Raw genomic sequence first — 25,091 nt, 5'->3', positions numbered from 1 at the left:
ACGATGGACACATGAGCACCCCCCACATCGCCTCCGCCCCGACGTCGGCCGCGGACGCACTGGACCACACGCCCAACCACGACCTCGGCCTGGCCGCCGACGTCCGGACGCTCATGGCTCGCCGCGGTCTGCTGCGCCTGGCCGGCGGGCTCGGCCTCGTCGCGGTCGCGGGCTGCGCGGCCGAGACCTCCACCGGCGGGGCGACGTCGGCGAGCGGCAGCGCCTCGAGCTCCGCATCCTCGCCGGCGGCCACCGGCACGGACAGCACGGACGCCACCGGCACGGTCGTCCCCGATGAGACCGGCGGCCCCTATCCGGGTGACGGCTCGAACGGCGTCAACGTCCTCGATGACTCGGGCATCGTCCGATCCGACATCCGCTCCAGCGTCGGCACGTCGAGCACGGTCGCGCAGGGCGTGCCGCTGACGATCAACCTCACCGTCACCGACTCCTCCCAGGGCTACGCGGGTCTGGCGGGCGCCGCGGTCTACGTCTGGCACTGCGATCGGGACGGCAACTACTCGATGTACTCGCAGGGGGTCGAGCAGGAGAACTACCTGCGCGGGGTCCAGGAGACCGATGCCGAGGGCTCGGTCTCCTTCACGAGCATCTTCCCGGCCTGTTACGCGGGCCGCTGGCCGCACATCCACTTCGAGGTGTACTCGTCCGTCGAGGACGCCACGAGCAGCGGTCCCATCATCAAGACCTCGCAGATCGCCCTGCCCGAGGCCGTCTGCGCGACCGTCTTCGCGGAGGAGGGGTACGACCGCAGCGTCCAGAACCTCACCCAGGTCTCCCTCACGAGCGACAACGTCTTCGGCGACGACGGCGGCATCCACCAGCTCGCCACGGTCACCGGCAGCGTGGCGAAGGGGTACACGGCCAACCTGACGGTGGGTGTCTGAGCCAGCCGGAGCAGGTGGCTCGGCCTCGGCGGGCTGGCCGTTAGGATGTCCTCCAGATCCGATCCGTGCACGGCCCCTGTCGTCGTGCCCGCCCGCACCGACGAAAGCGATTGATTCCGTGGCATCGACCAACGACCTGAAGAACGGCCTGGTTCTCAACCTCGAGGGCCAGCTCTGGTCCGTCGTGGAGTTCCAGCACGTCAAGCCCGGCAAGGGTCCCGCCTTCGTGCGCACCAAGCTCAAGTCCGTCACGACGGGCAAGGTCGTCGACAAGACGTTCAACGCCGGCACCAAGGTCGAGACGGCCAACGTCGACAAGCGCACCATGCAGTACCTGTACAACGACGGGTCCGACTTCATCTTCATGGATGGCGACACGTACGACCAGATCCACGTGAGCCCCGAGGTCGTCGGCGACGCGTCCAAGTACCTCCTGGAGAACCAGGACGTCGTCGTCGCGCGCAACGAGGGCGCCGTCCTCTACATCGAGCTGCCGGCCTCGGTCGTCCTCGAGATCACCTACACCGAGCCGGGCCTGCAGGGCGACCGCTCCACCGGTGGCACCAAGCCGGCCACGGTCGAGACTGGCGCGGAGATCGCCGTCCCGCTCTTCGTCGAGCAGGGCACCAAGGTCAAGGTCGACACCCGCGACGGTTCGTACCTCGGTCGGGTCAGCTGACCTTGTCCGCACGCACCAAGGCGCGCAAGCGCGCCATCGACATCCTCTTCGAGGCGGAGCAGCGCGGCGTGAACGCGGCCGAGCTGCTGCGCGAGCGGGTCGCCACACCCGTGACCCCCGCGCCCCTGCCGGCCTACACCGGGGAGCTCGTCGAGGGCGTCGTCGACCACTGGTCCGACATCAACGAGTTGCTGTCGACCTACAGCCAGGGCTGGTCGCTGGAACGGATGCCGAGCGTCGACCGGGCGCTGCTGCGTCTGGGCGCCTTCGAGGTCATCTACCGGGACGACATCCCGGACGCCGTCGCCATCAGCGAAGCGGTGGCGCTCGCCACCCAGCTGTCGACGGACGAGTCGCCCACGTTCATCAACGGTCTGCTCGCCCGTCTCGCCGAGGTCAAGCCGACGCTGGCCTGACCGGCACCACGCGAAGGGGGTCGACCACCGATTGGTGGTCGACCCCCTTCGCGTCCCCGCGTCAGAACGCGGTGATGACCGAACCGTCGGACCAGGTGTCCTCGATGTAGGTCTTGACCTCGGGGGAGTGCAGCAGCTCGTCGAGCTTCTTCAGGGCGGCGTTGTTCTCGTCGCCCTTCTGCACCGTGAGGAAGTTGGCGTACGGGCTGCCCTTGGCCTCCTCGACGAGGATGGCGTCCTTCGTCGGGGAGAGGTCGGCCTCGAGCGCGTAGTTGCCGTTGATGACGGCCGCGTCGACGTCGTCGAGAGCGCGCACCAGCTGAGCCGGATCGGTCTCCTTGAACTCGAGGTTCTTCGGGTTCTCGGCGATGTCGAAGAGGGTCGCGTTGGTGGCGTCCTTGCCCTCCTTGAGGGTGATGGCGCCGGCCTTCGCGAGCATCTCGAGGGCGCGGCCCTGGTTGGAAGGATCGTTGTTGATCCCGATCGTCGCGCCGTCGGCGAGCTCGTCGACGCTCTTGACCTTCGTGGAGTAGAGCGCGAAGGGCTCGATGTGGATGCCGTCGAAGTGCGCGAACTCGTAGCCGCGGTCCTTCACCTGCGCCTCGTAGTACGGCAGGTGCTGGAAGTAGTTGGCGTCGAGGGTGCCCTCGGAGAGCTGCACGTTCGGCTGGATGTAGTCGTCGAACGTCGTGATCTCGAGGTCGAGGCCGGCCTCGGCGGCGAGCTCCTTGTCGACGAACTCGAGGATCTTGGCGTGCGGCGTGGGCGAGGCTCCGACCGTGAGGGTCGTGACGCCGTCGTCACCAACGGTCGGCCCCGCGTCGTCCCCGCCATTGGCGCCGCAGGCGGACATGGCCAGGGCGGAGGCGGCGATGACCGCGGCGGCGCGGGTGGGAGTGGGGAAGGGGGACATGCGGGTTCCTTTCGATGGCCGGGAGATCGTCCCGGTGTGGGGTTGTGGGTGGGTCTGCGGGGGCGCTGGTCAGCGGTGGTCGAGCCGGCGGGCCACGAGGTCGCCGACGACCTGGACGACCTGGACGATGACGACGAGCAGGACGACACAGACGATCATCACGTCCGACTCGAACCGGTTGTAGCCGTAGGTCATGGCGACGGCTCCGAGTCCGCCCGCGCCGACCGCGCCGCCCATGGCGGTGTAGCCGATGAGGGCGATGATCGTCGTCGTGAGCCCGGCGACGAGGCCGGGTCGGGCCTCGGGCAGGAGCACCTTGCGGGTGACCTCCCACCGGGTGGCGCCCATCATCTGGGCGGCCTCGACCTTGCCGGCGGAGACCTCGCGCAGGGAGGTCTCGACGAGGCGGGCATAGAACGGGATCACCCCGATCGTCAGCGGGACGACCGCTGCCTGCCAGCCGAGCGAGGTGCCGACGACGAAGCGTGTGAACGGGATGATCGCGATCATCAGGATGAGGAAGGGGAGCGAGCGCCCGACGTTCACGATGGCGCCGAGGACCCGGTTGACGGGGGCGTTCGGGGAGATGCCGCCGGGGGAGGTGTTGACCAGCAGGACGCCGAGGGGGATCCCCAGGAGGGCCGTGAGGAGGCCGGCGACGCCGGTCATCGCGAGGGTCTCGCCGATGGCCGTCACGAGGCCCTCCCGGATGACGGGGTTGTCGAGCCAGCGGCCGTCGTCGGCAGCTGGGGCGCCCATGGTCAGCGAGGTCGCCGTCCCGAGGGAGTTCAGCACGGTGGTGGCGATGGCGCTCACGCGGCCACCTCCGGAGCGAGACCGGCGGCGGTGAGGACGCGCAGGGCTTCGTCGGTGTCAGTGGCGGACGCGAGCTCGAGCTGGATGCGACCGACCCGACGGCCGGCGATGGTCTCAAGGGTGGCGGCCGCGACCTCGGCGGGCACACCGGCCTCGCGCAGCAGCACGAGGACCCCGTCCACGGTGGAGACCGCGGCGCCGGTCTGGCCGAGGGCCACCTCGACGTGCGGCGCAGGGTCCTCGGTGAGGGGCAAGGGCGGCAGGGGGACGAGGTCGCGGTGCAGTTGGGTGGTCGGGTCCGCCACGACGTCGGCGATGGAGCCGGTCTCGACGACGCGTCCGTCGGCCAGGAGCGTCACGGCGTCACAGATCTCGCGGACCACCGAGGGCTCGTGCGTGATGATGACGACGGTGATCCCGAGCCGGTCGCGCAGGTCCCGCAGAAGCCCGAGGATCTGTCGGGTCGTGCCGGAGTCGAGCGCCGACGTGGGCTCGTCGCAGAGCAGGATGTCGGGACGGGCGGCCAGGGCGCGAGCGATGCCGACGCGCTGCTGCTGACCACCGGAGAGCTGGCCCGGGTGGTTGTCGGCCCGGTCGGCGAGCCCGACCAGGCCGAGCAGTTCGTCGACGCGCTGGCGGCGGTCCTCCGCCGACCAGCCGGCGATCTCGAGCGGGAGACCGATGTTGTCGGCGGCCGAGCGCGAGTCGAGCAGGTTCGCGTGCTGGAAGACCATGCCGAACCGGCGCCGGATCTCGCGCAGGGCCGACCCGCCGAGCGCGCTGATGTCGGTACCGTCCAGAATGACCTGTCCGGAGGTCGGCCGCTCGAGGCCGGTGAGGCAGCGGATGAGCGTCGACTTGCCCGCGCCGGACCGGCCCACGATGCCGTGGATCTGGCCGCGCGGAATGGTCAGGTCGATGCCGTCGAGGGCCGTCACGGGTCCGCGCCGCGACGCGAACTCCTTGCGCAGGCCGCGCAGGTCGAGAAGGGGGGTCGAGTCGCTCACCGGAACATAATGAAGAGTTATGTATGACATAAGCAAATCTGCCCCATGATGTGGGGTCGTCCACCGTCCGGGCCGTGTCGGGTTCGGCGGGTCGCACTGGGTAGACTCCCCTCCGACCGACATCCTTTAACGACCTGTCCCGTGAGGCAGGGAAGGAGGTCTTGACGCTCATGCGTCCCGACTTTGTTGAACCCACCGAGCCCGACGGCTCGTCCCCTTCCGTGAGTGACGGCGGCGGGCTGGCAGCCCGCGACGTGCTCAGCGCCGCCGACATCGCGCGTGCCCTGCGACGGATCGCCCACGAGATCGTCGAGGCCAACAAGGGCGCCGACGACCTCGTCCTGCTGGGCATCCCCACGCGCGGCGTCGAGCTCGCGCAGCGCCTCGCAGTCCACCTCGCCGAGGTCGAGGGGCACGAGGTCCCCGTCGGCACGCTCGACGTCACGATGTACCGCGACGACCTGCGGACCCAGCCCACCCGCGCCCCGCACCAGACGCAGGTGCCCGGCGGCGGCATCGACGACAAGGTGGTCGTCCTCGTCGACGACGTCCTCTACTCCGGCCGCACCGTTCGCGCCGCGCTGGATGCCCTGGCCGACCACGGCCGCCCGCGCGCCGTGCGACTCGCGGTCCTGGTCGACCGCGGACACCGCCAGCTGCCGGTTCGTGCCGACCACGTCGGCAAGAACCTGCCGACGTCGACCAGCGAGCGGGTGCGCGTGCGCCTGCTCGGCCCGGACGACCACGAGGGCGTCTCCATCACCGGGGGCGAGCGATGACCGGCGCGACGACCGAGGGCGCGACGACGGCGACCATGCCCCGCCACCTCCTCTCCGCGGCCGACCTCGGCGTCGACGCGATCACGACCCTTCTCGACACGGCCACGCAGATGCAGGACGTCCAGGGCAGGACGGTCAAGAAGCTCCCCGCCCTGCGCGGCCGCACGGTCGTCAACCTCTTCTTCGAGGACAGCACCCGCACGCGTTCCTCCTTCGAGATCGCCGGCAAGTGGCTCTCCGCCGACGTCATCAACATCTCCGCCAAGGGTTCCTCGGCGTCGAAGGGGGAGTCCCTGCGGGACACCGTGCGCACCGTCGCGGCGATGGGCGTGGACGCGATCGTCATTCGCCACGCCGCTTCCGGCGCCGCGCACCAGGTCGCGGGCTGGGTCGACGCCCAGGTCATCAACGCCGGGGACGGGATGCACGAGCACCCCACCCAGGCGTTGTTGGACGCCTTCACCCTGCGACAGCGGCTGGGCAACCTCGCCGGCAAGCACGTCGCGATCGTCGGCGACGTGACGCACTCGCGCGTCGCCCGCTCCAACCTGCACACGCTCACCGCGCTCGGCGCCACGGTCACGCTCGTCGCGCCGCCGACGCTCATGCCCAGCGGCGCCGCGGCGTGGGCCGAGCGCGACGGTTTCACCCTCAGCGGTGACCTGGACGCCGTGCTGCCCGAGGTCGACGCCCTGATGATGCTCCGCGTCCAGCGTGAGCGGATGAGCGGCGGCTACTTCCCGACGCCCCGTGAGTACACGATCGGCTACGGGCTGACCCGTGACCGACTGCGGACGCTCCTGGCCGCCAACCCCGACGCCGTCATCTGCCACCCCGGCCCGATGAACCGTGGCCTCGAGATCGCGGCGGACGCCGCGGACGGTGCGCAGTCGCTCGTCCTCGATCAGGTCAGCGCCGGTGTCGCCGTGCGGATGTCCGTCCTCTACCACCTGCTCGCCTCGGGCGAAGGGAGCGCCGCATGAGCGACCTTCTGATCACCGGCGCCGCCCCCCTGGGGGGGCCTGCCGCGAACGTCCTCGTCCGCGACGGCCGCATCGCCGCCCTCGGCGCCGACGCGAGCGCGCAGGCTCCGGCCGGATGCGAGAGCCTCGATGCCGACGGACTGGTCCTCCTGCCGGGCCTGGTCGACCTGCACACCCACCTTCGCGAACCGGGCCGGGAGGACGCCGAGACGATCGCGACCGGAGCCGCGGCCGCCGCGGCCGGCGGGTTCACCGCGATCCTCGCGATGGCCAACACCAACCCGACGACGGACACGGCCGAGGCGGCCGAGCGGATCCTCGACCTCGGTGTGGCCACCGGTCTCGTCGACGTCCAGCCGATCGGCGCCGTGACGAAGGGGATCGACGGCGCCGAGCTCGCCGAGCTCGGCCTCATGCACCGCTCGCGCGCCGGCGTCACCGTCTTCTCCGACGACGGGCACTGCGTTCACGACGCGCGCGTCATGCGGCGGGCGCTCGAATACGTCCGCGCGTTCGGCGGCGTCGTGTCTCAGCACTCCCAGGACCCGCAACTCGCGGGACCGAGCGCCTGCTGCCACGAGGGCGAGCTCTCGGGCCGACTCGGGCTGCCGGGCTGGCCTGCCGTGGCCGAGTCGAGCATCATCGCCCGCGACGCCCTGCTGGCCCAGCACACGGGCAGCCGGCTCCACGTCGCGCACGTCAGCACGGCCGAAGGCGTCGACGCCGTCCGCTGGGCCAAGGCGCGGGGGATCGACGTCACGGCCGAGGTCACGCCCCACCACCTCGTCCTGACCACCGACCTGCTCGCCGGCTACGACCCGGTCTACAAGGTCAACCCCCCGCTGCGTCCGGACGAGGACGTCGAGGCGCTGCGCGAGGCGCTCGCCGACGGCACGATCGACGCCGTCGCGACCGACCACGCGCCGCACGCCCGGCACGACAAGGAGCACGCCTTCGTCGACGCCGCCTTCGGCATGATCGGCCTCGAGACGGCGCTGTCCGTCGTCAGCGACGTCATGGTCGGCTCCGGACGGCTCGACTGGGCCGGCGTGGCCCGGGTGATGTCGCAGAACCCGGCCCGGATCGCCCGCCTGAGCGAGCACGGCCACGGACTCGAGGTGGGCGCGGTCGCGCACCTGACCCTCGTCGACCCGGACGCCACCCTGACCGTCGACCGCGGCGCGAGCCGCTCCCTGTCCAGCAACAACCCCTGGCACGGACACACCTTCACCGGTGCCGTCCACACCACGATCCTGCGCGGCGGCGTCACCCACCGCGCCGGGAACCCCGAGTCCGCGAGGAGCGCGTCATGAGCAGCACACCGACAGCGAAGGTCGACCACCGCGCGGGGAGCCCCGCCGTCCTCGTCCTCGAGGACGGCCGCACCTTCACGGGGCGGTCCTACGGCGCCGAGGGCGTGACGGTCGGCGAGGCCGTGTTCTCCACCGGCATGACCGGCTACCAGGAGACGCTGACCGACCCGTCCTACCGCCGTCAGGTGGTCGTCATGACCTCCCCGCACGTCGGCAACACCGGGTGGAACGACGAGGACGACGAGTCCGGTCGCATCTGGGTCGCGGGCTACGTCGTGCGTGACCCCTCCCTGCGGCCGAGCAACTGGCGCAGCACCCGCAGCCTCGACGAGGAGCTCACCGCTCAGGGCGTGGTCGGCATCCGGGGCGTGGACACGCGCGCCCTGACGCGCCACCTGCGTGAGCGCGGCGCCATGCGCGTCGGCATCTTCTCCGGCGAGGCGGCCCAGGCCCCGACCGCCGAGCTCGTCGACCAGGTCACCTCCGCGCCGCAGATGGCCGGCGCGGCCCTGGCCGAGGAGGTCTCGACCCAGGCGAGCTACATCGTCCCCGCCGTCGGCGAGAAGCGGCACACCGTCGCCGCCATCGACCTCGGCATCAAGTCGATGACGCCGAACCAGATGGCCGCGCGCGGCATCGAGGTCCACGTCCTGCCGGCCACCGCGACGATCGAGCAGATCGAGGCGACGGGCGCCGACGGGGTGTTCTTCTCCAATGGCCCCGGCGACCCGTCCACGGCGGAGCCGCAGATCGCGCTCCTGCGCACCGTGCTCGAGCGCGGCATCCCGTTCTTCGGGATCTGCTTCGGCAACCAGCTCCTCGGGCGCGCGCTCGGCTTCGGCACCTTCAAGCTCAAGTACGGCCACCGCGGCATCAACCAGCCGGTCATGGACCGCACCACGGGGAAGGTCGAGGTGACGGCGCACAACCACGGGTTCGCCGTGGATGCCCCGCTCGAGGGCGACACCGCGACCCCCTACGGGAGCGCCCGCGTCAGCCACGTCTGCCTCAACGACGACGTCGTCGAGGGTCTCGAGCTGCGCGACGCGGCCGGCGCCCTGACCGCCTTCTCCGTGCAGTACCACCCCGAGGCCGCGGCCGGCCCGCACGACGCCGCCTACCTCTTCGACCGCTTCGTCGACCTACTCCAAGGAGCCGCACCAGCCATGACCGCAGACGGCGCACGCACGGACGGGGCGCTCTGATGCCCAAGCGCGACGACATCAAGAGCGTCCTCGTCATCGGCTCCGGCCCGATCGTCATCGGTCAGGCCTGCGAGTTCGACTACTCGGGCACCCAGGCCTGCCGCGTGCTGCGCGAGGAGGGAGTGCGGGTCATCCTCGTCAACTCCAACCCCGCGACGATCATGACCGACCCGGAGTTCGCCGACGCGACGTACATCGAGCCGATCACCCCCGAGGTCGTCGAGCTCATCATCGCCAAGGAGCGCCCCGACGCGGTCCTGGCGACGCTGGGTGGCCAGACGGCCCTCAACACGGCGATCGCCCTGCACGAGGCGGGCGTCCTCGAGAAGTACGGCTGCCCGCTCATCGGCGCCAACGTCGAGGCGATCCAGCTGGGGGAGGACCGGCAGGCCTTCAAGGGTGTCGTCGAGCGCTGCGGCGCCGAGAGCGCGCGCAGCATCATCGCCCACTCGATGGAGGAGTGTCTCGCCGCGGCCGAGGAGCTCGGCTACCCGATGGTCGTGCGCCCGTCCTTCACCATGGGCGGCCTCGGCTCGGGCTTCGCCCACGACGAGGCGGACCTGCGCCGCATCGCCGGCGCCGGCCTGCGGGACAGCCCCACGACGGAGGTCCTCCTCGAGGAGTCGATCCTCGGATGGAAGGAGTACGAGCTCGAGGTCATGCGCGACCACGCCGACAACGTCGTGGTCGTCTGCTCCATCGAGAACCTCGACCCGATGGGCGTCCACACCGGCGACTCGATCACCGTCGCGCCCGCGTTGACCCTCACCGACCGTGAGTACCAGCGGCTGCGTGACATCGGCATCGCCGTCATCCGCGAGGTCGGCGTCGACACCGGCGGCTGCAACATCCAGTTCGCGGTCAACCCCGCCGACGGCCGCATCATCGTCATCGAGATGAACCCGCGCGTCTCGCGCTCGTCCGCCCTGGCCTCCAAGGCGACCGGCTTCCCGATCGCCAAGATCGCCGCGAAGATGGCCATCGGCTACACGCTCGACGAGGTGCCCAACGACATCACGGGGGAGACGCCGGCCAGCTTCGAGCCGTCCCTCGACTACGTCGTCGTCAAGGTCCCGCGCTTCGCCTTCGAGAAGTTCCCGGCGGCCGACGCGACGCTCACGACGACGATGAAGTCCGTCGGCGAGGCCATGAGCCTGGGCCGCAACTTCACCGAGGCCCTGCAGAAGGCGCTGCGCTCGATGGAGCGCAAGGGCTCCTCCTTCCACTGGGACGGCGAGCAGCCCGACGAGGCGACGGCGCGCGAGCTGCTCGCCGTCGCGATGGTGCCGACCGACGGTCGCATCGTCACGGTGCAGCAGGCGCTGCGCGGTGGGCTGTCCGTCGAGGAGGTGCACGAGGCGACCAAGATCGACCCGTGGTTCCTCGACCAGATCCAGCTCATCAACGAGCTCGCCGACGAGATCGCCGGTGCCCGCGAGTTGACCCGTGAGGTCCTGCAGGAGGCCAAGCGGCACGGGTTCTCCGACGCCCAGATCTCCTCCCTGCGCTCGATGCCCGAGGCCGTCGTGCGGGGTGTCCGGCACGCGCTCGGCGTCCGCCCGGTCTACAAGACGGTCGACACGTGTGCGGCCGAGTTCGCGGCGCGCACGCCGTACTACTACTCGTCCTACGACGAGGAGGACGAGGTCGAGAAGCGCGAGACCCCCGCCGTCCTCATCCTCGGTTCGGGCCCCAACCGCATCGGTCAGGGCGTCGAGTTCGACTACTCGTGCGTCCACGCCTCCTTCGCCCTGCGCGACGCCGGCTACGAGACCGTCATGGTCAACTGCAACCCCGAGACGGTCTCCACGGACTACGACACGAGCTCGCGCCTCTACTTCGAGCCCCTCACCCTCGAGGACGTCCTCGAGGTCGTCCACGCCGAGATGCAGGCCGGCCCCGTGGCCGGCGTCATCGTCCAGCTCGGTGGTCAGACGCCACTGGGTCTGGCTCAGGCGCTCAAGGATGAAGGGGTCCCCGTCGTCGGGACGTCGCCCGAGGCGATCCACCTCGCCGAGGACCGCGGCGCCTTCGGTCGGGTCCTCGCCGAGGCCGGCCTCAACGCGCCCAAGCACGGGACGGCGTACAGCGCCCAGGAGGCCGTGACCATCGCGGCCGAGATCGGCTACCCGGTGCTCGTCCGCCCGTCGTACGTCCTCGGCGGTCGCGGCATGCAGATCGTCTACGACGACGAGACCTTGAGCGAGTACGTCACCCGCGCGGCCGTCGCCTCGCCGGAGCACCCGATCCTCGTCGACCGCTTCCTCGACGACGCCATCGAGATCGACGTCGACGCCCTCTACGACGGCACCGACATGTACCTCGGCGGGATCATGGAGCACATCGAGGAGGCCGGCATCCACTCCGGCGACTCGTCGTGCACCCTGCCGCCGGTCACCCTCGGCGCCCACGAGCTCGAGCGGGTCCGCGTGGCCACCCGCAAGCTCGCCGAGGGCATCGGCGTCCGCGGCCTGATGAACGTCCAGTTCGCGCTGGCCCAGGACGTCCTCTACGTCCTCGAGGCCAACCCACGCGCCTCGCGCACGGTCCCCTTCGTCGCGAAGGCGACCGGCGTGCCCCTGTCGAAGGCGGCCGCCCGCGTCATGCTCGGCGCCACCATTGCGCAGCTGCGCGAGGAGGGCATGCTGCCCCCGACCGGGGACGGCAGCCACCTGCCGGCGCACGCGCCGATGGCCGTCAAGGAGGCCGTCCTGCCGTTCAAGCGCTTCCGGACCGCCGAGGGCGAGGTCGTCGACTCGCTGCTCGGTCCCGAGATGCGCTCGACGGGTGAGGTCATGGGCATCGACGACAACTTCGGTGCCGCCTTCGCCAAGAGCCAGTTGGGCGTGAGCGGGCTGCCCACCTCGGGCACCGCCTTCGTCTCCGTCGCGAATCGCGACAAGCGCGCCATGATCTTCCCGATCAAGCGGCTGGCCGACCTCGGGTTCACCATCGTGGCCACCGAGGGCACCGCCGAGGTCCTGCGCCGAAACAGCATCGAGGCCGAGGTCGTGGGCAAGCACAGCATGCGGCGAGAGGGTGAGGTCAGCATCGTCGACCGGATCCTCGCCGGCGACATCGACCTCGTCTTCAACACCCCGTCCGGGCAGGACGCCCGTGCCGACGGGTACGCGATCCGTGCGGCCACGACGGCGATGGACAAGCTCATCGTCACGACGGTCCAGCAGCTCGGCGCAGCGGTCCAGGGCATCGAGTCACGTCTCCAGCGCGCGCTCACGGTGAAGTCCCTCCAGGACCACGCGGCGGACCTCGACCTCTACGGTCGCAGGGCGGCGCAGTGAGCGTGATCGGCACCGCGGCGCGCCAGGGAGCGAAGGTCGTCCAGGTCAACGGTGAGCTCATCGCCAACCGCCGGGTCGGCGCCTACCAGCACCTGACGTTCGTGGCGCCCGGCCTGGCCGAGCTGGCGCGACCGGGGCAGTTCGTCGCCCTCGCCGTGGGCGGCGCGGGGAGCGCCACGCTGCTGCGCCGCTCCTTCTCGATCCACCGGGTCAGCCCCTCGGGCACCTACGGCGGCACCGTCGAGGTCGTCGTCGCGGACGCCGGGGCGGGCACGGCGTGGCTCACCCAGTTGCGCACCCACGAGAGCGTCAGCGTCATCGGTCCGCTCGGTCGGCCCTTCCCGCTGCCGACCGAACCCGTCCCGTGCGTGCTCGTCGGCGGCGGCTACGGCAGCGCGCCGCTCTTCTGGCTCGCCGACGAGTTGCGTGCGCGTGGCTGCCACGTCGAGGTCGTCCTCGGTGCGGCCACCGCCGATCGACTCTTCGGCCAGGTCGAGGCCCGGCGCAGCGCGGACGGCGTCACCGTCACGACCGACGACGGCTCGGCTGGGACCCGCGGCTGGGTCTCGGACGTGCTGCCCGAGATCATCACGCGCACCGGTGCCGGGGTCGTCTACGGCTGCGGCCCCATGGGCATGCTGCAGTCGATCTCCCAGATCGCCCAGGAGCACGGCGCAGTCGCCCAGGTCGCGGTCGAGGAGGCCATGGCCTGCGGCATCGGGATCTGCATGACCTGCGTCATGCCGATCATCGGGCGCGACGGCGTCACCCGGATGAGTCGCTCCTGTGTCGACGGTCCGGTCTTCCGTGGCGATCGCGTGCGGTGGGACGCCTGGCAGGACGGCATCTGCCGCGTACCGGACGACGCCCTCGGCGCCCCCGGTCGCCCCGTGGCCGAGCAGGGAGGTCGGTGATGGTCGACCTGCGCGTGGATCTCGCCGGCTCACCGCTGGCCAACCCGCTGATGACGGCCTCCGGCTGTGCGGCCAACGGCCGTGAGCTGCACCGCTTCATCGACGTCGCCGAGCTCGGCGCGTTCGTGACGAAGTCGGTCAAGGCCGATCCCGTGTCCGGTCGCGGCACGCCCCGGATGGCCGAGACGCCGTCCGGGATGCTCAACTCCATCGGTCTCCAGGGACCCGGCATCACGTCGTTCCTCGAGCACGACCTGCCGTGGCTGAAGTCGGTCGGTGCCCGGGTGGTCGTCTCGATCGCCGGCTCCACCGCCTCGGAGTTCGCCCGGGTGGCGCGCGCGCTCGTCGCCGCCGATGCCTTCGACGCCGTCGCGGCCATCGAGGTCAACATCTCCTGCCCCAACGTCGCCAACCGCGGTCTCGTCTTCGCGTGCGACCCCGTGAGCAGCCACAAGGTGCTCACCCTCGTGCGCGAGGAGGTGCCGCGCGGCACGCCCCTGCTGGCGAAGCTGAGCCCGGATGTCACCGACATCGTCGAGATCGCCGGGGCCTGCCTGCGGGCCGGCGCCCACGGCCTGACGATGATCAACACCCTGCTCGGTGTCGCGATCGACGTCGACCGGCTGCGCCCGCACCTCGCCGGCCTGACCGGTGGACTCTCCGGACCCGCCATCCGGCCCGTCGCCGTGCGCGCCGTGTGGCAGGTGGCCGCGGCCATGCGTGACGGACGGATGCCGACCGCACCCATCGTGGGTGTGGGCGGGGTGCGGACCGGGCGTGACGCGCTCGAGCTGATCGCCGCCGGAGCCACCGCCATCCAGGTCGGCACGGCCACCTTCAACGACCCGACGGCGCCGCTGCGCGTGCGCGACGAGCTCGCGGAGCTGCTCGACGGGCACGGATTCGCGACGGTCGCCGAGGTCGTCGGCATCGCCCACGAGAGGGTCACCACATGAGCGCGAGCAGCACCGGCACGGGCGCCGGGACATCGGGCCGGCCCCCCTTCGGTGAGCGACTGCGCGCCGCCATGGATGCCCACGGTCCGCTCTGCGTCGGCATCGACCCGCACGCGGCACTGCTCTCGCAGTGGGGCCTGACGCAGGACGTCTCGGGTCTGGAGCGCTTCGCCATGGTGTGCGTCGAGGCCTTCGCCGGCCGGGTCGCCGCAGTGAAGCCCCAGTCGGCGTTCTTCGAGGTCTTCGGCTCGGCCGGGGTGGCCGTGCTCGAGCGAGTGCTGTGCGACCTGCGCGACGCGGGCACGCTGACCGTGCTCGACGTCAAGCGCGGCGACATCGGCTCGACGATGGGCGCATATGCGCAGGCCTTCCTGGCCGACGACGCCCCGGCGCCGGCCGACGCCATCACCGTCAACCCCTACCTCGGCTACGAGTCGCTGCGCCCGGCGATCGATCTCGCGGCCAGCACGGGTCGTGGCATCTTCGCGCTCGCCCTGACGTCCAACCCCGAAGGTCGCGGCGTCCAGCACGCCGTCCTCGACGGGGTGAGCGTCGCCGGCTCCGTCGTGCGCGGGGCCGCCGGCGACAACGCGGGCGCCTCGGACCTGGGCCACGTCGGGCTCGTCGTCGGTGCCACCGTCGGCAGCGCCGTCCGCGATCTCGGACTGGACCTGGCGGCCGCCCGGACCCCGATCCTCGCGCCGGGCTTTGGTGCGCAGGGTGGCGATCCCGCGCAGGCCCGCGAGGTCTTCGGGGACGCCGTGGGGCAGGTCCTGGCTGCCTCGAGCCGGGACGTGCTCTCCGCAGGACCCGATGTCGCGGCCCTGGCCGGCCGCGTCTCCGAGGTCGGCGAGACGATGGCCCGCGACCTGCGGGGGAGTGCGTGACCACGCTGTCCCGTGGCTCGGCGGCCATCTGCCTCGTCGTCGGCGCGGTCCTCCTCGTCGGTGGCTGCGCGGGCGAGGACACCGACGCCTACTGCCAGGACGTCGGGGTGGTCTTCTCGAGCGCGGCCCCGGCGGCCACCCGGCTGACCACCATGGAGCGACTCGGGCGCAGCACGGACGGCCAGGAGGCGCGTGACTGGGCCGCCCTCCACGACGCCATCGAGGCGTCGAGCACGAGTGGTGGTGACCTGCTCGGCGACCTCGACGACGTCATCGTCCGACTCGAGGAGAGCATCGCGCAGCGGTGCGGATCCACGCCGTCTCCGGCCTGATCCCGTTGCAGTAGAGTCCCTGAACGAGAGAGGGAGGACCTTGTGGCACTACCCAGCCTGACCCCGGAACAGCGCCAGGCGGCGCTGGAGAAGGCGGCCGTCGCGCGCCAGGAGCGCGCCGCGGTGAAGCACCGGTTGAAGCATGCCCAGGGCTCGATCGCCGACGTGATCGAGCAGGGCCGGGAGAGTGACGTGATCGGCAAGATGAAGGTCACCGCGCTGCTGGAGTCCATGCCCGGCGTCGGTCGGGTGCGCGCCCGCCAGATCATGGCCGAGGTCGGCATCGCCGAGTCCCGGCGCGTGCGAGGTCTCGGCGCCAACCAGGTCGCCGCCCTCCTGGGGAAGTTCGAGCAGGGGTGAGCCGGCACCCCCTCTTCGTGCTGGCCGGGCCGACCGCCGTCGGCAAGGGCACCGTCGCCGCCTACGTCCGCGAGCACTTCCCGGAGGTGTGGCTGTCGGTCTCGGCCACGACCCGGGCGCCGCGTCCGGGCGAGATCGACGGCGTGCACTACCACTTCGTCTCCGATGACGAGTTCTCGCAGATGGTGGAGGCGGGGGAGCTCCTCGAGTACGCCGTCGTCCACGGTCGGGCGTCCTATGGCACCCCGCGTCGCCCCGTCGAGGAGGCGCTCAGCCGCGGGAAGCTCCCGCTCCTGGAGATCGACCTCCAGGGCGCGCGCCAGGTCCGCGAGGCGATGCCGGAGGCCCACTTCGTCTTCCTCGCGCCGCCGTCGTGGGACGAACTCGTCAGCAGGCTGGTCGGACGCGGCACGGAGACGGCCGAGGAACGGGCCGCCCGGCTTGAGACGGCGAAGGTCGAGTTGGCCGCTCAGGCCGAGTTCGACAGCACCATCACGAACGACGAGGTTCGGCGTGCGGCCGAAGAACTCGTATCATTGATGAAAGACCACTGAACGCGATCGAATCGAGAGTCCCCACGTGTCCGGAACCAAGGCGAACCCCATCGGCATCACCAACCCGCCGATCGACGACCTGCTGACGAAGTCCGACTCCAAGTACGCGCTGGTGATCTACTCCGCGAAGCGCGCGCGGCAGATCAACGCCTACTACAGCCAGCTGCAGGACGGGCTCCTCGACTACGTCGGTCCGCTCGTCGACTCGCAGGTCCACGAGAAGCCGATGTCGATCGCGCTGCGCGAGATCAACCAGGGCCTCGTCACCTCCGAACCGACCGACGCCTGACCGGCGAGCAACACCCGACCACGTGCGCATCGTCCTCGGCGTCAGCGGCGGCATCGCCGCCTACAAGGTCGCGTCGCTGCTGCGGCTGCTGACCGAGTCCGGCCACGAGGTCACGGTCGTGCCCACGGCGGCCGCGCTGCAGTTCGTGGGAGCCGCGACGTGGGAGGCCCTCAGCGGCCGCCCCGTGCGGACGGGCGTCTTCGAGGACGTGCCCGCGGTGCCGCACGTGCGCCTCGGCCAGGGCGCCGACCTCGTCATCGTGGCCCCCGCCACCGCCGACCTGCTGGCGAAGGCGGCCACCGGCCGCGCCGACGACCTGCTCACGTCCACGCTGCTCACCGCGCACTGCCCGGTCGCCTTCGCGCCGGCCATGCACACCGAGATGTGGGAGCACCCGGCCACGGTCGCGAACGTCGCCACCCTCCGGGCGCGCGGCTGCCACGTCATCGAGCCGGCCTCCGGCCGCCTGACGGGCGCCGACACCGGCCCCGGTCGCCTCCCGGAGCCCGAGCACATCGCCGCCGAGGCGCTGGCGCTCGTCGCCCGGCCGGACGGCGAGGAAGAATCCCTGCGCGGCCGACGCGTGGTGGTCTCCGCCGGCGGCACCCGCGAGCCGATCGACCCGGTGCGCTTCCTCGGCAACCGCTCCTCCGGCAAGCAGGGCATCGCCCTCGCCGAGGTCGCCGCCGCCCGTGGCGCGCAGGTGACCCTCGTCCTCGCCAACGCCGAGGCGCCGGCGACTCCGGGCGTGGACGTCATCCACGTGCAGACCGCCCTCGAACTCCAGACCGCGGTGACGGCAGCCGCCGGGGACGCCGACGTCGTCGTCATGGCCGCAGCCGTGGCCGACTTCCGCCCGGCGGTCTATCGCGACACGAAGCTGAAGAAGACCCACGACGCCGCAGACCCCGACGCCGCGCCAACGATCGAGCTGGTCCGCAACCCCGACATTCTCGCCGGGCTCGTGGCGGACCGCGGAGCTGACCCTCGGCCGCTCATCGTCGGCTTCGCGGCCGAGACGGGCGACGCCGACAAGAGCGTCCTCGACCACGGTCGGGACAAGCTGACCCGCAAGGGCTGCGACCTGCTCGTGGTCAACGAGGTGGGCGCCGACAAGACCTTCGGCAAGGACACCAATACGGTGACCATCCTGCGTCGGGGGAGCGCCGAGGCACGCGAGATCGGCCCGGCACCCAAGAGCGCGATCGCGCAGGCCGTGTGGGACGCGGCCGAGGAATCACTCGCCGACTGGGTACAGTGACGCCACTCGAGCCGTCATCAGTCAGGAGCTGCAGTGTCCGGTCGCTTGTTCACCTCCGAGTCCGTCACCGAGGGGCACCCCGACAAGATCTGTGACCAGATCTCCGACGCGATCCTCGACGCGATCCTGACGGACGACCCCCGGGCGCGCGTGGCGGTCGAGACCATGGTGACCACGGGACTCGTCCACGTGGCCGGCGAGGTCACGACCGAGGCCTACGTCGAGATCCCGCGGATCGTGCGCGACACCGTGCTCGCGATCGGCTACGACTCGTCGAAGAAGGGTTTCGACGGGGACTCCTGCGGGGTCGAGGTGTCGATCGGCCAGCAGTCTCCCGACATCGCCCAGGGCGTGGACACGGCCTACGAGAACCGCACCGGTGGCGTCGACCCGCTCGACAAGCAGGGCGCCGGCGACCAGGGGCTGATGTTCGGCTACGCGTGTGACGACACGCCCGAGCTCATGCCGCTGCCGATCTACCTGGCGCACCGGCTCTCCGAGCGGCTCACCGCCGTCCGCAAGTCCGGTGAGATCGCCTACCTCGGACCGGACGGCAAGACCCAGGTCACCATCGAGTACGACGGTGACCGCGCCGTCCGGCTCGACACGGTCGTCCTCTCGACGCAGCACGCGGACGGCATCTCCCTCGAGGGTCTGCTGACCCCCGACATCCGCGAGAAGGTCATCGCCCCGGTGGTGGCCGAGCTCGCCGAGAACGGCACCCAGCTCGACGTCGCCGACTACCGGACCCTGATCAATCCGACCGGCAAGTTCGTCATCGGTGGACCGATGGGCGATGCCGGCCTGACCGGCCGCAAGATCATCGTCGACACCTACGGCGGGATGGCCCGCCACGGCGGCGGCGCCTTCTCGGGCAAGGACCCGTCGAAGGTGGACCGCTCCGCGGCCTACGCCATGCGCTGGGTCGCCAAGAACGTCGTCGCCGCGGGGCTCGCCCGCCGCTGCGAGGTCCAGGTCGCCTACGCGATCGGTGCCTCGCAGCCGGTCGGTCTCTACGTGGAGACCTTCGGCACCGAGACCGTGCCGGTCGAGAAGATCCAGTCGGCGATCACGTCGACCTTCGACCTGCGCCCCGGTGCCCTCGTCGACCAGCTGGACCTCCTCCGGCCGATCTACAAGGCCACCGCGGCCTACGGGCACTTCGGCCGTCGCGGAGAGGTCAACGGACTCAAGGGCTTCACCTGGGAGGAGACGGACCGCGTCGACGAACTGCGGTCCGCGCTCTGATGTCGCGTGGCCCACGACGCTGACGACGGGCAGCTGTTCGGCATCGCCGAGCAGCTGCCTGCTGCCGTGCCCGTCGCGCTCACGGTCCCGGACGGGGTCACTCCCGCCGCAACCGACCCCGTGGCGGAGGTGCTCGTCGACACCGGGCTGCCCCACCTCGACCGACCCTTCGAGTACGTGGTGCCGGCGGAGATGGACGGATCGGTCCGCCCCGGTGTCCGCGTCAAGGTGCGCTTCGCCGGTCAGGACCTGACGGGCTACGTCACGGCGCGCCGGGCCCGACCCGGGCACGACGGGCGCCTCGCGGCGCTGCGGAAGGTCGTCTCGGACGAGCCGGTGCTCACCCCCGAGGTGCTCGCGGCCGCCCGGGCCATCGCCGACCGGTACGCAGGCACGGTGGGCGACGTGCTGCGGCTGGCCATTCCGGCACGCCACGCGCGGGCGGAGAAGGCACTGCCGATCGACGCTCCCGCGTCGACCGAGGAGCCAACCGCGGCGTCGGACTCCGGCGAGCCCACGTCCGCATGGTCTGCCTACGTCGGCGGTGAGGCCTTCCTCGCCCGGGTCGCCGCCGGTGAGGGACCGGAGGCGTCGTGGCTGGCCGCCCCGTCCGCCGCGGAGCCCGCAGGGGACTGGCCCCGGGCGATCGCCGAGGCGGCCGCCGCCGCGTTGCGCGGCGACCGCGGCAGCGTCATCGTCGTCCCGGACCACCGCGACGTCGACCGGGTCGCCGCCGCCCTCGCGGACGCCGTGGGCGAGACCGCCTTCGTCCGGTTGACGGCCGACCAGGGACCGCAGGCGCGCTACACGGCGTGGCTCAAGGTCCTGCGCGGTCACGTCCGCGTCGTGCTGGGGTCCCGGGCCGCGGCGCTGGCCCCGGTCGCCGGGCTCGGCCTCGTGGCGTGGTGGGACGACGGTGACGACCTGCACGACGAACCCCGTGCGCCATATCCCCACGTGCGCGAGATGCTGCGGATCCGGGCCCGGTTGAGCGGCGCCGCCCTGCTCTCGGGCGGCTTCAGCCGGAGCACGGAGGTCGCCGCCCTCGTGCGTGACGGGGAACTGCGCACCGTCGCGGCACCCCGGACGGTGCTGCGCGAGCGCGCCCCTCGCATCGTCGTCGCGGGGGAGGGCATCGAGCGCGAGCGCGACCCCGCGGCTGCCACGGCCCGGATCCCCTCACAGGCCATGCGCATCGCCCGCGAGGGCCTTCGCACCGGTCCGGTGCTGCTCCAGGTCCCGCGGCGCGGCTACCTGCCCTCGATGAGTTGCGCGGGGTGCCGTCGCCCGGCACGCTGCCCCCGCTGCTCCGGCCCCCTCGCGCTCGAGCGGCCCGACGCCCCGCCGCGCTGTCGTTGGTGCGCCCACGAGGTGCGGGCCTTCGAGTGCCCCGCGTGCGGCGACCCCCGGCTGCGGGCCTCCATCATCGGGGCGCGGCGCACGGCCGAGGAGATCGGGCGTGCCTTCCCCGGCATCCCCGTGCTCCGGTCCGGGGCCGGCGAGGTCCTCGCCACCGTCGGCGACGCCCCGGCCCTGGTCATCTCGACACCGGGCGCCGAGCCGGTGGCCGAGGGTGGCTATGCGGCGGCTCTGCTCCTCGATGCCTGGGCCGTCCTCGACCGTCCGAGCCTCGACGCGGCGGAGGAGAGCCTGCGTCGCTGGCTCGCGGCGGCCGCCCTCGTGCGCGGGACCCGCGCCGGGGGCACCGTCGTCCTGTGCGGGGCACCCGACCACGTGAGCGTGCCGCCCGTCGAGGCCCTCGTCCGCTGGGACCCCGCGTGGTTCGCCGAGCGCGAGCTCGACGAGCGCGTCGAGCTGTCCCTGCCGCCGGCCAGCCGCTCGGCCCTCGTGCAGGGACCGCGGCGGGCGCTGGACGCGGCACTGTCGACGCTGTCCCTGCCGTCGTCGGCGGCCACCATCGGGCCGCTGCCGGTGACGGGTCACCGACCGGCCGGCCGACCGGACCCGGCGCCGGGGGAGGAGCCCTATCGCGCCCTGCTCACGGTGCCGCTGGCTGATGCCGACGCGCTCGGCGGCGCGCTGCGCGACCTTCGTGCTCGCCGTAGTGCACGCAAGGAGGCCGACGCGCTGCTGGTGCGCATCGACCCGGCCGACTTCGGCGCGTGAGGCGCGGGCCACGCCACCTCCTAGGATGGACATCCCCCGCAGTCAGCCGCTCCGGCGGCGTCCGACCCGACAGCCCCCGACCCCGACAGGTGGACCATCGCGTGTCAGTCCAGTCCATCCGACTCTTCGGTGATCCCGTCCTCCGCACCGAGGCGGCCGCCGTCACGACCTTCGACAAGGAGCTGCGGCGCCTCGTCGAGGACCTCACGGACACGATGCTCGAGGCTCCGGGGGCCGGGCTGGCGGCGCCGCAGATCGGGGTGGGTCTGCGCGTCTTCACCTACAACGTCGACGGCACCGTCGGGCACCTGATCAACCCCGACCTCACGCTGTCCGAGGAGGAGCAGTGCGGCCCCGAGGGGTGCCTTTCCTTTCCCGGACTGACCTACGACACGCGCCGGGCGCTGAGTGTCGTCGCCCGTGGCATGAACATGTGGGGCGAGCCTGTCGTCCTCGAGGGGTCGGACCTCCTCGCGCGGTGCGTCCAGCACGAGACGGACCACCTCGACGGCATCCTCTTCATCGACCGGCTCGACGACGAGCAGCGCCGACTGGCCATGCGCGCCATCCGTGAGGCGGAGTGGGCCGGGGCCACGCCGCCGACGGTGCGGGTCAGCCCGCACGCCACCTTCGGACGGGCCCGGTGACGGGCATGCGCGTGGTCTTCGCCGGCACCCCCGAGGTCGCCGTCCCCGCACTGGAGGCCCTGCTCGCCAGCCCGCACGAGGTCGTGGCCGTCATCACTCGCCCCGACGCCCGCTCCGGGCGCGGTCGGAGCCTGCACGCCTCACCCGTCAAGGAGCGCGCTCTCGCCGCGGGTCTCGAGGTCCTGACGCCGTCGAGCCCGAAGGACCCCGACTTCCTCGCCCGACTGCGCACGATCGCCCCGGACGCCTGCCCCGTCGTCGCCTACGGCGCCCTGCTCCCGCCGGAGGCGCTGGACATCCCGACGCACGGGTGGATCAACCTGCACTTCTCGCTGCTGCCCGCGCACCGGGGTGCTGCCCCGGTCCAGCACGCGCTCATCAGCGGCGACGACCTGACCGGCGCGAGCACCTTCGCGATCGAGGCCGGACTCGACACCGGCCCCGTCTACGGCGTCATGACCGAGCGGGTCCGGGCAACAGACACCGCGGGCGAACTCCTCGACCGACTGGCCCAGGGAGGCGCCGGCCTCCTCGTCGCCACGCTCGACGGCATCGCCGACGGCAGCCTCGCTCCGGTCCCGCAGTCGACCGAGGGGGTCTCGCTCGCCCCCAAGATCGGCGTCGACGACGCCCGCATCGACTGGAGCCGCCCCGCGCAGGCCATCGACCGACTGGTCCGTGGCTGCACGCCCGCCCCGGGCGCCTGGACCACCTTCCGTGGCGAGCGGGTGAAGGTCGCTCCGCTCACCACCGCGAGCGCCGACGTCCTCGCGGCGGCTCTGCCGGGCTCCGAGACCACCCTCGCCCCCGGGGAACTCGCCGTGACGAAGCGGGCCGTGCTCGTGGGCACCGGTTCCGCGGCCCTGCTGCTCGGCCTCGTGCGGCCGCACGGCAAGAAGGAGATGCCCGCACCCGACTGGGCCCGAGGGACCCGGATCGCCCCGGGCGAGCGGTTCGACGACGTGACCGACGAGGAGACCACCCATGGCTGACGACCGACGACCGCCGCTGGGTCGCCCGAATGGCTCGGGCAACCCGCGGGGAGCCCGCCCCGGCCGCTCCGGGGGACGACGCCCGGACTCGCGTCAGCGACCGTCGGAGCGGACCCGGACGACGGACCCGGCCCGGCTCACCGCGTACGAGGTGCTGCGTGCCGTGGCCGACGGCGCCTACGCCAACCTCGAGCTGCCGAGGCTCCTGCGCGCCCACCGGGTGCGCGGGCGCGACGCCGCCTTCGCCACCGAACTGACCTACGGCGCGATCCGCCTCAGCGGCTTCTACGACCGGATCATCGCCGTCGCCGCCGACCGACCCGTCGCCCGCATCGACGCCGCCGTGCTGGACACGCTGCGGCTCGGCGCGCACCAGCTGCTCGGCATGCGCGTCCCCGACCACGCAGCGGCCGACCAGACCGTCGGTCTCGCGCGTCAGGTGAACGGCGCCGGCGCGGCGGGCCTCGTCAATGCGGTCATGCACCGCATCACCGAGCGCTCCCGCGAGGAGTGGGAGGCGCTCCTGCTCGAAGGCATCACCGACGGCACGGCCCGGTTGGCGATCAGCGAGTCGCACCCGGAGTGGGTCGTCAAGGCGCTCCGTCAGGCGCTCCTGGGGCATGGAGCCTCCACGCCGGAGAGCGTCGAGGGCGACCTTGCCGCCCTGCTGGCCGCCCACAACGCGCCACCGCGGGTCGCCCTCGTGGCCCGGCCCGGTCTGGCCGAGCTCGACGAACTGCTCGACGCGGGCGCCGTCGCCAGTGACATCTCGCCCGTCGGTGCCGTGCTCGAGGGCGGCGACCCGGGCGCCATCGCCGCGGTCCGCGACGGTCGCGCGGCCGTCCAGGACGAGGGTTCCCAGGTGTTGGCGCTCGCCCTGGCCGCGGTTCCGCTCGAGGGGGCGGCCGCGCAGGCCGAGCACCCTCGCTGGCTCGACCTGTGTGCGGGCCCCGGCGGGAAGGCCGGCCTGCTTGCCGCCCTGGCCCTCCAGCAGGGCGGCGACCTCGTCGCCAACGAGGTCAGCGAGCACCGCACCGAGCTCGTCCGCAAGACGCTCGCCCCGGCCTCGGCCGCCGCGGCCACCGCCGGTCGGACGCTGACGATCCGCACGGGTGACGGCCGCGTCGTCGGCGAGGACGAGCCCGAGGCCTATGCCCGGGTGCTCGTCGACGCGCCGTGCACCGGACTCGGTGCGCTGCGTCGCCGTCCCGAGGCGCGGTGGCGACGGACGCCGGGTGACCTCGTGGACCTCGGCCCGCTGCAGCGGGCCCTACTCGCGAGCGCGTTGGACGCGTGCGCGCCGGGCGGCGTCGTCGCCTACGCCACGTGCAGCCCGCACCTGTCCGAGACCACCTTCGTCGTCAAGGACGTGCTCAAGAAGCGCCCCGACATCGAGCTCATCGACGCCCGGCCCTACCTTCGCGGTCGGGACGGGGAGCAACTCCCCGCACTGGGCGAGGGACCGACGGTGCAGCTGTGGCCGCACGTCCACGGGACCGACGGCATGTTCCTCGCGCTCATGCGCCGCCACTAAGGTGGCCGCCGTGCAGATCTCCCCGAGCATCCTCTCGTCCGACTTCGCCCACCTGGCCGACGAACTCGACCGCATCTCGTCGGCCGACTGGGCCCACGTCGACGTCATGGATGGCCACTTCGTGCCGAACCTGACCCTGGGACTGCCCGTGGTCGAGTCCCTCGTCGCGGTCAGCCCGATCCCGCTGGACTGCCACCTCATGATCGACGACCCGGACCGCTGGGCCCCGGCCTACGCCGAGGCGGGCGCCAAGAGCGTCACCTTCCACATCGAGGCCGCCAAGGACCCGGTCACGCTCGCCCGCACCCTGCGCGCTGCGGGAGCACGGGCGTCCATGGCGCTCAAGCCCGGGACCCCCTTCGCGCCCTATGCCGACCTCCTGCCCGAGCTCGACATGGTGCTCGTCATGACCGTCGAGCCCGGCTTCGGCGGGCAGTCGTTCATGGCCGACCAGATGCCGAAGGTCGCGCAGGTCCGGGAGGCCGTCCGGCGCCATGGTGGTGAGGTGTGGGTGCAGGTCGACGGGGGAGTCTCCGCCTCGACGATCGAGCAGTGCGCCGATGCCGGCGCGGATGTCTTCGTCGCGGGCTCGGCCGTCTATGGAGCGGACAACGCGGCCGACGCCGTCGCCGAGTTGCGCGCCCTCGCCACGAACCACAGCCACTGAGAGGG

25 protein-coding genes are annotated in these 25,091 nt (G+C 72.0%); 22 read left to right on the top strand and 3 right to left on the bottom strand.

All coding sequences use genetic code 11. The annotated features are described in order from the left end of the window. Positions 1–11 precede the first annotated feature (11 nt). The 3 genes from ACQBAS_RS07090 (at position 12) to nusB (ending at position 2,000) form a co-directional block, all read left to right on the top strand. Positions 12–905: an intradiol ring-cleavage dioxygenase gene (locus tag ACQBAS_RS07090; protein WP_427383114.1), complete on the top strand. Its 894-nt coding sequence runs from the start codon at positions 12–14 to the stop codon at positions 903–905. Between the two features lie 118 nt (positions 906–1,023). Further along, complete coding sequence (efp, locus tag ACQBAS_RS07085; RefSeq protein WP_427383113.1) at positions 1,024–1,584, top strand: elongation factor P; 561 nt, start codon at positions 1,024–1,026, stop codon at positions 1,582–1,584. A gap of 2 nt (positions 1,585–1,586) precedes the next feature. Next, a complete protein-coding gene (gene nusB, locus ACQBAS_RS07080) occupies positions 1,587–2,000 on the top strand; it encodes a transcription antitermination factor NusB (protein WP_427383112.1) in 414 nt (137 codons plus the stop codon). A gap of 61 nt (positions 2,001–2,061) precedes the next feature. On the opposite strand, the gene ACQBAS_RS07075 is transcribed toward nusB, so the two are convergent. The 3 genes from ACQBAS_RS07075 to ACQBAS_RS07065 all read right to left on the bottom strand — a co-directional run bounded on the left by ACQBAS_RS07075 (position 2,062) and on the right by ACQBAS_RS07065 (position 4,736). Then, on the bottom strand, positions 2,062–2,913 hold the full coding sequence (locus ACQBAS_RS07075) for a MetQ/NlpA family ABC transporter substrate-binding protein (protein ID WP_427383111.1): 852 nt from the start codon (positions 2,911–2,913) through the stop codon (positions 2,062–2,064). A 69-nt stretch (positions 2,914–2,982) separates the two neighbouring features. Beyond that, positions 2,983–3,672, bottom strand: a complete 690-nt coding sequence (locus ACQBAS_RS07070; protein ID WP_427385596.1) for a methionine ABC transporter permease — start codon at positions 3,670–3,672, stop codon at positions 2,983–2,985. Positions 3,673–3,725: 53 nt separating this feature from the next. Then, entirely contained in the window at positions 3,726–4,736 is a 1,011-nt protein-coding gene (locus ACQBAS_RS07065; protein WP_427383110.1) for a methionine ABC transporter ATP-binding protein, read from the bottom strand. Between the two features lie 170 nt (positions 4,737–4,906). Between ACQBAS_RS07065 and pyrR the strand changes: the two genes are divergently transcribed. From pyrR to rpe, 19 genes are all read left to right on the top strand, one after another. Then, the gene (gene pyrR, locus ACQBAS_RS07060; RefSeq protein WP_427383109.1) at positions 4,907–5,515 is read left to right on the top strand and encodes a bifunctional pyr operon transcriptional regulator/uracil phosphoribosyltransferase PyrR; all 609 of its coding nucleotides are present in this window, start codon (positions 4,907–4,909) and stop codon (positions 5,513–5,515) included. A gap of 35 nt (positions 5,516–5,550) precedes the next feature. Next, positions 5,551–6,498 (top strand): aspartate carbamoyltransferase catalytic subunit, encoded by a 948-nt coding sequence (locus ACQBAS_RS07055; protein WP_427385595.1) that lies wholly within the window; start codon positions 5,551–5,553, stop codon positions 6,496–6,498. Then, the gene (locus tag ACQBAS_RS07050; protein WP_427383108.1) at positions 6,495–7,811 is read left to right on the top strand and encodes a dihydroorotase; all 1,317 of its coding nucleotides are present in this window, start codon (positions 6,495–6,497) and stop codon (positions 7,809–7,811) included. Before ACQBAS_RS07055 ends, ACQBAS_RS07050 begins: the two co-directional genes overlap by 4 nt. Beyond that, positions 7,808–9,016 (top strand): glutamine-hydrolyzing carbamoyl-phosphate synthase small subunit, encoded by a 1,209-nt coding sequence (gene carA, locus ACQBAS_RS07045; protein WP_427383107.1) that lies wholly within the window; start codon positions 7,808–7,810, stop codon positions 9,014–9,016. Before ACQBAS_RS07050 ends, carA begins: the two co-directional genes overlap by 4 nt. Then, positions 9,016–12,318, top strand: a complete 3,303-nt coding sequence (gene carB / locus ACQBAS_RS07040; RefSeq protein WP_427383106.1) for a carbamoyl-phosphate synthase large subunit — start codon at positions 9,016–9,018, stop codon at positions 12,316–12,318. The genes carA and carB overlap by 1 nt, the downstream gene beginning before the upstream one ends. Beyond that, positions 12,315–13,232: a dihydroorotate dehydrogenase electron transfer subunit gene (locus ACQBAS_RS07035; protein ID WP_427383105.1), complete on the top strand. Its 918-nt coding sequence runs from the start codon at positions 12,315–12,317 to the stop codon at positions 13,230–13,232. Before carB ends, ACQBAS_RS07035 begins: the two co-directional genes overlap by 4 nt. After that, on the top strand, positions 13,232–14,188 hold the full coding sequence (locus ACQBAS_RS07030; RefSeq protein WP_427383104.1) for a dihydroorotate dehydrogenase: 957 nt from the start codon (positions 13,232–13,234) through the stop codon (positions 14,186–14,188). The genes ACQBAS_RS07035 and ACQBAS_RS07030 overlap by 1 nt, the downstream gene beginning before the upstream one ends. Beyond that, positions 14,185–15,075 carry an orotidine-5'-phosphate decarboxylase gene (pyrF, locus tag ACQBAS_RS07025; RefSeq protein ID WP_427383103.1) on the top strand — a complete coding sequence of 297 codons (891 nt, stop codon included), beginning with the start codon at positions 14,185–14,187 and terminating at the stop codon, positions 15,073–15,075. The genes ACQBAS_RS07030 and pyrF overlap by 4 nt, the downstream gene beginning before the upstream one ends. Continuing rightward, positions 15,072–15,407 carry a hypothetical protein gene (locus ACQBAS_RS07020; RefSeq protein ID WP_427383102.1) on the top strand — a complete coding sequence of 112 codons (336 nt, stop codon included), beginning with the start codon at positions 15,072–15,074 and terminating at the stop codon, positions 15,405–15,407. The genes pyrF and ACQBAS_RS07020 overlap by 4 nt, the downstream gene beginning before the upstream one ends. Before the next feature lie 42 nt (positions 15,408–15,449). Beyond that, positions 15,450–15,767, top strand: a complete 318-nt coding sequence (mihF, locus tag ACQBAS_RS07015) for an integration host factor, actinobacterial type (RefSeq protein ID WP_427383101.1) — start codon at positions 15,450–15,452, stop codon at positions 15,765–15,767. Continuing rightward, positions 15,764–16,321, top strand: coding sequence for a guanylate kinase (gene gmk / locus ACQBAS_RS07010; RefSeq protein WP_427383100.1), 558 nt, complete (start codon positions 15,764–15,766; stop codon positions 16,319–16,321). Before mihF ends, gmk begins: the two co-directional genes overlap by 4 nt. A gap of 25 nt (positions 16,322–16,346) precedes the next feature. Next, positions 16,347–16,610 carry a DNA-directed RNA polymerase subunit omega gene (gene rpoZ, locus ACQBAS_RS07005; RefSeq protein ID WP_427383099.1) on the top strand — a complete coding sequence of 88 codons (264 nt, stop codon included), beginning with the start codon at positions 16,347–16,349 and terminating at the stop codon, positions 16,608–16,610. Positions 16,611–16,632: 22 nt separating this feature from the next. After that, positions 16,633–17,871, top strand: a complete 1,239-nt coding sequence (coaBC, locus tag ACQBAS_RS07000; protein ID WP_427383098.1) for a bifunctional phosphopantothenoylcysteine decarboxylase/phosphopantothenate--cysteine ligase CoaBC — start codon at positions 16,633–16,635, stop codon at positions 17,869–17,871. A 33-nt stretch (positions 17,872–17,904) separates the two neighbouring features. Further along, entirely contained in the window at positions 17,905–19,119 is a 1,215-nt protein-coding gene (metK, locus tag ACQBAS_RS06995; protein ID WP_427383097.1) for a methionine adenosyltransferase, read from the top strand. Positions 19,120–19,125: 6 nt separating this feature from the next. Beyond that, entirely contained in the window at positions 19,126–21,246 is a 2,121-nt protein-coding gene (locus ACQBAS_RS06990; RefSeq protein WP_427383096.1) for a primosomal protein N', read from the top strand. A gap of 101 nt (positions 21,247–21,347) precedes the next feature. Further along, positions 21,348–21,893: a peptide deformylase gene (gene def, locus ACQBAS_RS06985; protein ID WP_427383095.1), complete on the top strand. Its 546-nt coding sequence runs from the start codon at positions 21,348–21,350 to the stop codon at positions 21,891–21,893. A 5-nt stretch (positions 21,894–21,898) separates the two neighbouring features. Beyond that, positions 21,899–22,885: a methionyl-tRNA formyltransferase gene (gene fmt / locus ACQBAS_RS06980; protein WP_427385594.1), complete on the top strand. Its 987-nt coding sequence runs from the start codon at positions 21,899–21,901 to the stop codon at positions 22,883–22,885. Continuing rightward, complete coding sequence (locus ACQBAS_RS06975) at positions 22,878–24,419, top strand: RsmB/NOP family class I SAM-dependent RNA methyltransferase (RefSeq protein WP_427383094.1); 1,542 nt, start codon at positions 22,878–22,880, stop codon at positions 24,417–24,419. The genes fmt and ACQBAS_RS06975 overlap by 8 nt, the downstream gene beginning before the upstream one ends. A gap of 10 nt (positions 24,420–24,429) precedes the next feature. Further along, positions 24,430–25,086, top strand: coding sequence for a ribulose-phosphate 3-epimerase (gene rpe, locus ACQBAS_RS06970; RefSeq protein WP_427383093.1), 657 nt, complete (start codon positions 24,430–24,432; stop codon positions 25,084–25,086). Positions 25,087–25,091: the final 5 nt, after the last annotated feature.

Source organism: Janibacter zhaoxuefangae, assembly GCF_050271985.1.
GTDB lineage: Bacteria > Actinomycetota > Actinomycetes > Actinomycetales > Dermatophilaceae.
This window is presented reverse-complemented; position numbering and strand designations above follow the sequence as displayed.

Excerpts from the sequence above, each read along its gene's own strand:
- ACQBAS_RS07090 (WP_427383114.1), top strand. The coding sequence starts at position 12 with ATGAGCACCCCCCACATCGCCTCCGCCCCGACGTCGGCCGCGGACGCA.
- ACQBAS_RS07075 (WP_427383111.1), bottom strand. The coding sequence starts at position 2,913 with ATGTCCCCCTTCCCCACTCCCACCCGCGCCGCCGCGGTCATCGCCGCC.
- ACQBAS_RS07070 (WP_427385596.1), bottom strand. The coding sequence starts at position 3,672 with ATGGGCGCCCCAGCTGCCGACGACGGCCGCTGGCTCGACAACCCCGTC.
- pyrR (WP_427383109.1), top strand. The coding sequence starts at position 4,907 with ATGCGTCCCGACTTTGTTGAACCCACCGAGCCCGACGGCTCGTCCCCT.
- ACQBAS_RS07055 (WP_427385595.1), top strand. The coding sequence starts at position 5,551 with ATGCCCCGCCACCTCCTCTCCGCGGCCGACCTCGGCGTCGACGCGATC.
- ACQBAS_RS07050 (WP_427383108.1), top strand. The coding sequence starts at position 6,495 with ATGAGCGACCTTCTGATCACCGGCGCCGCCCCCCTGGGGGGGCCTGCC.
- carA (WP_427383107.1), top strand. The coding sequence starts at position 7,808 with ATGAGCAGCACACCGACAGCGAAGGTCGACCACCGCGCGGGGAGCCCC.
- carB (WP_427383106.1), top strand. The coding sequence starts at position 9,016 with ATGCCCAAGCGCGACGACATCAAGAGCGTCCTCGTCATCGGCTCCGGC.
- ACQBAS_RS07030 (WP_427383104.1), top strand. The coding sequence starts at position 13,232 with ATGGTCGACCTGCGCGTGGATCTCGCCGGCTCACCGCTGGCCAACCCG.
- pyrF (WP_427383103.1), top strand. The coding sequence starts at position 14,185 with ATGAGCGCGAGCAGCACCGGCACGGGCGCCGGGACATCGGGCCGGCCC.
- fmt (WP_427385594.1), top strand. The coding sequence starts at position 21,899 with ATGCGCGTGGTCTTCGCCGGCACCCCCGAGGTCGCCGTCCCCGCACTG.
- ACQBAS_RS06975 (WP_427383094.1), top strand. The coding sequence starts at position 22,878 with ATGGCTGACGACCGACGACCGCCGCTGGGTCGCCCGAATGGCTCGGGC.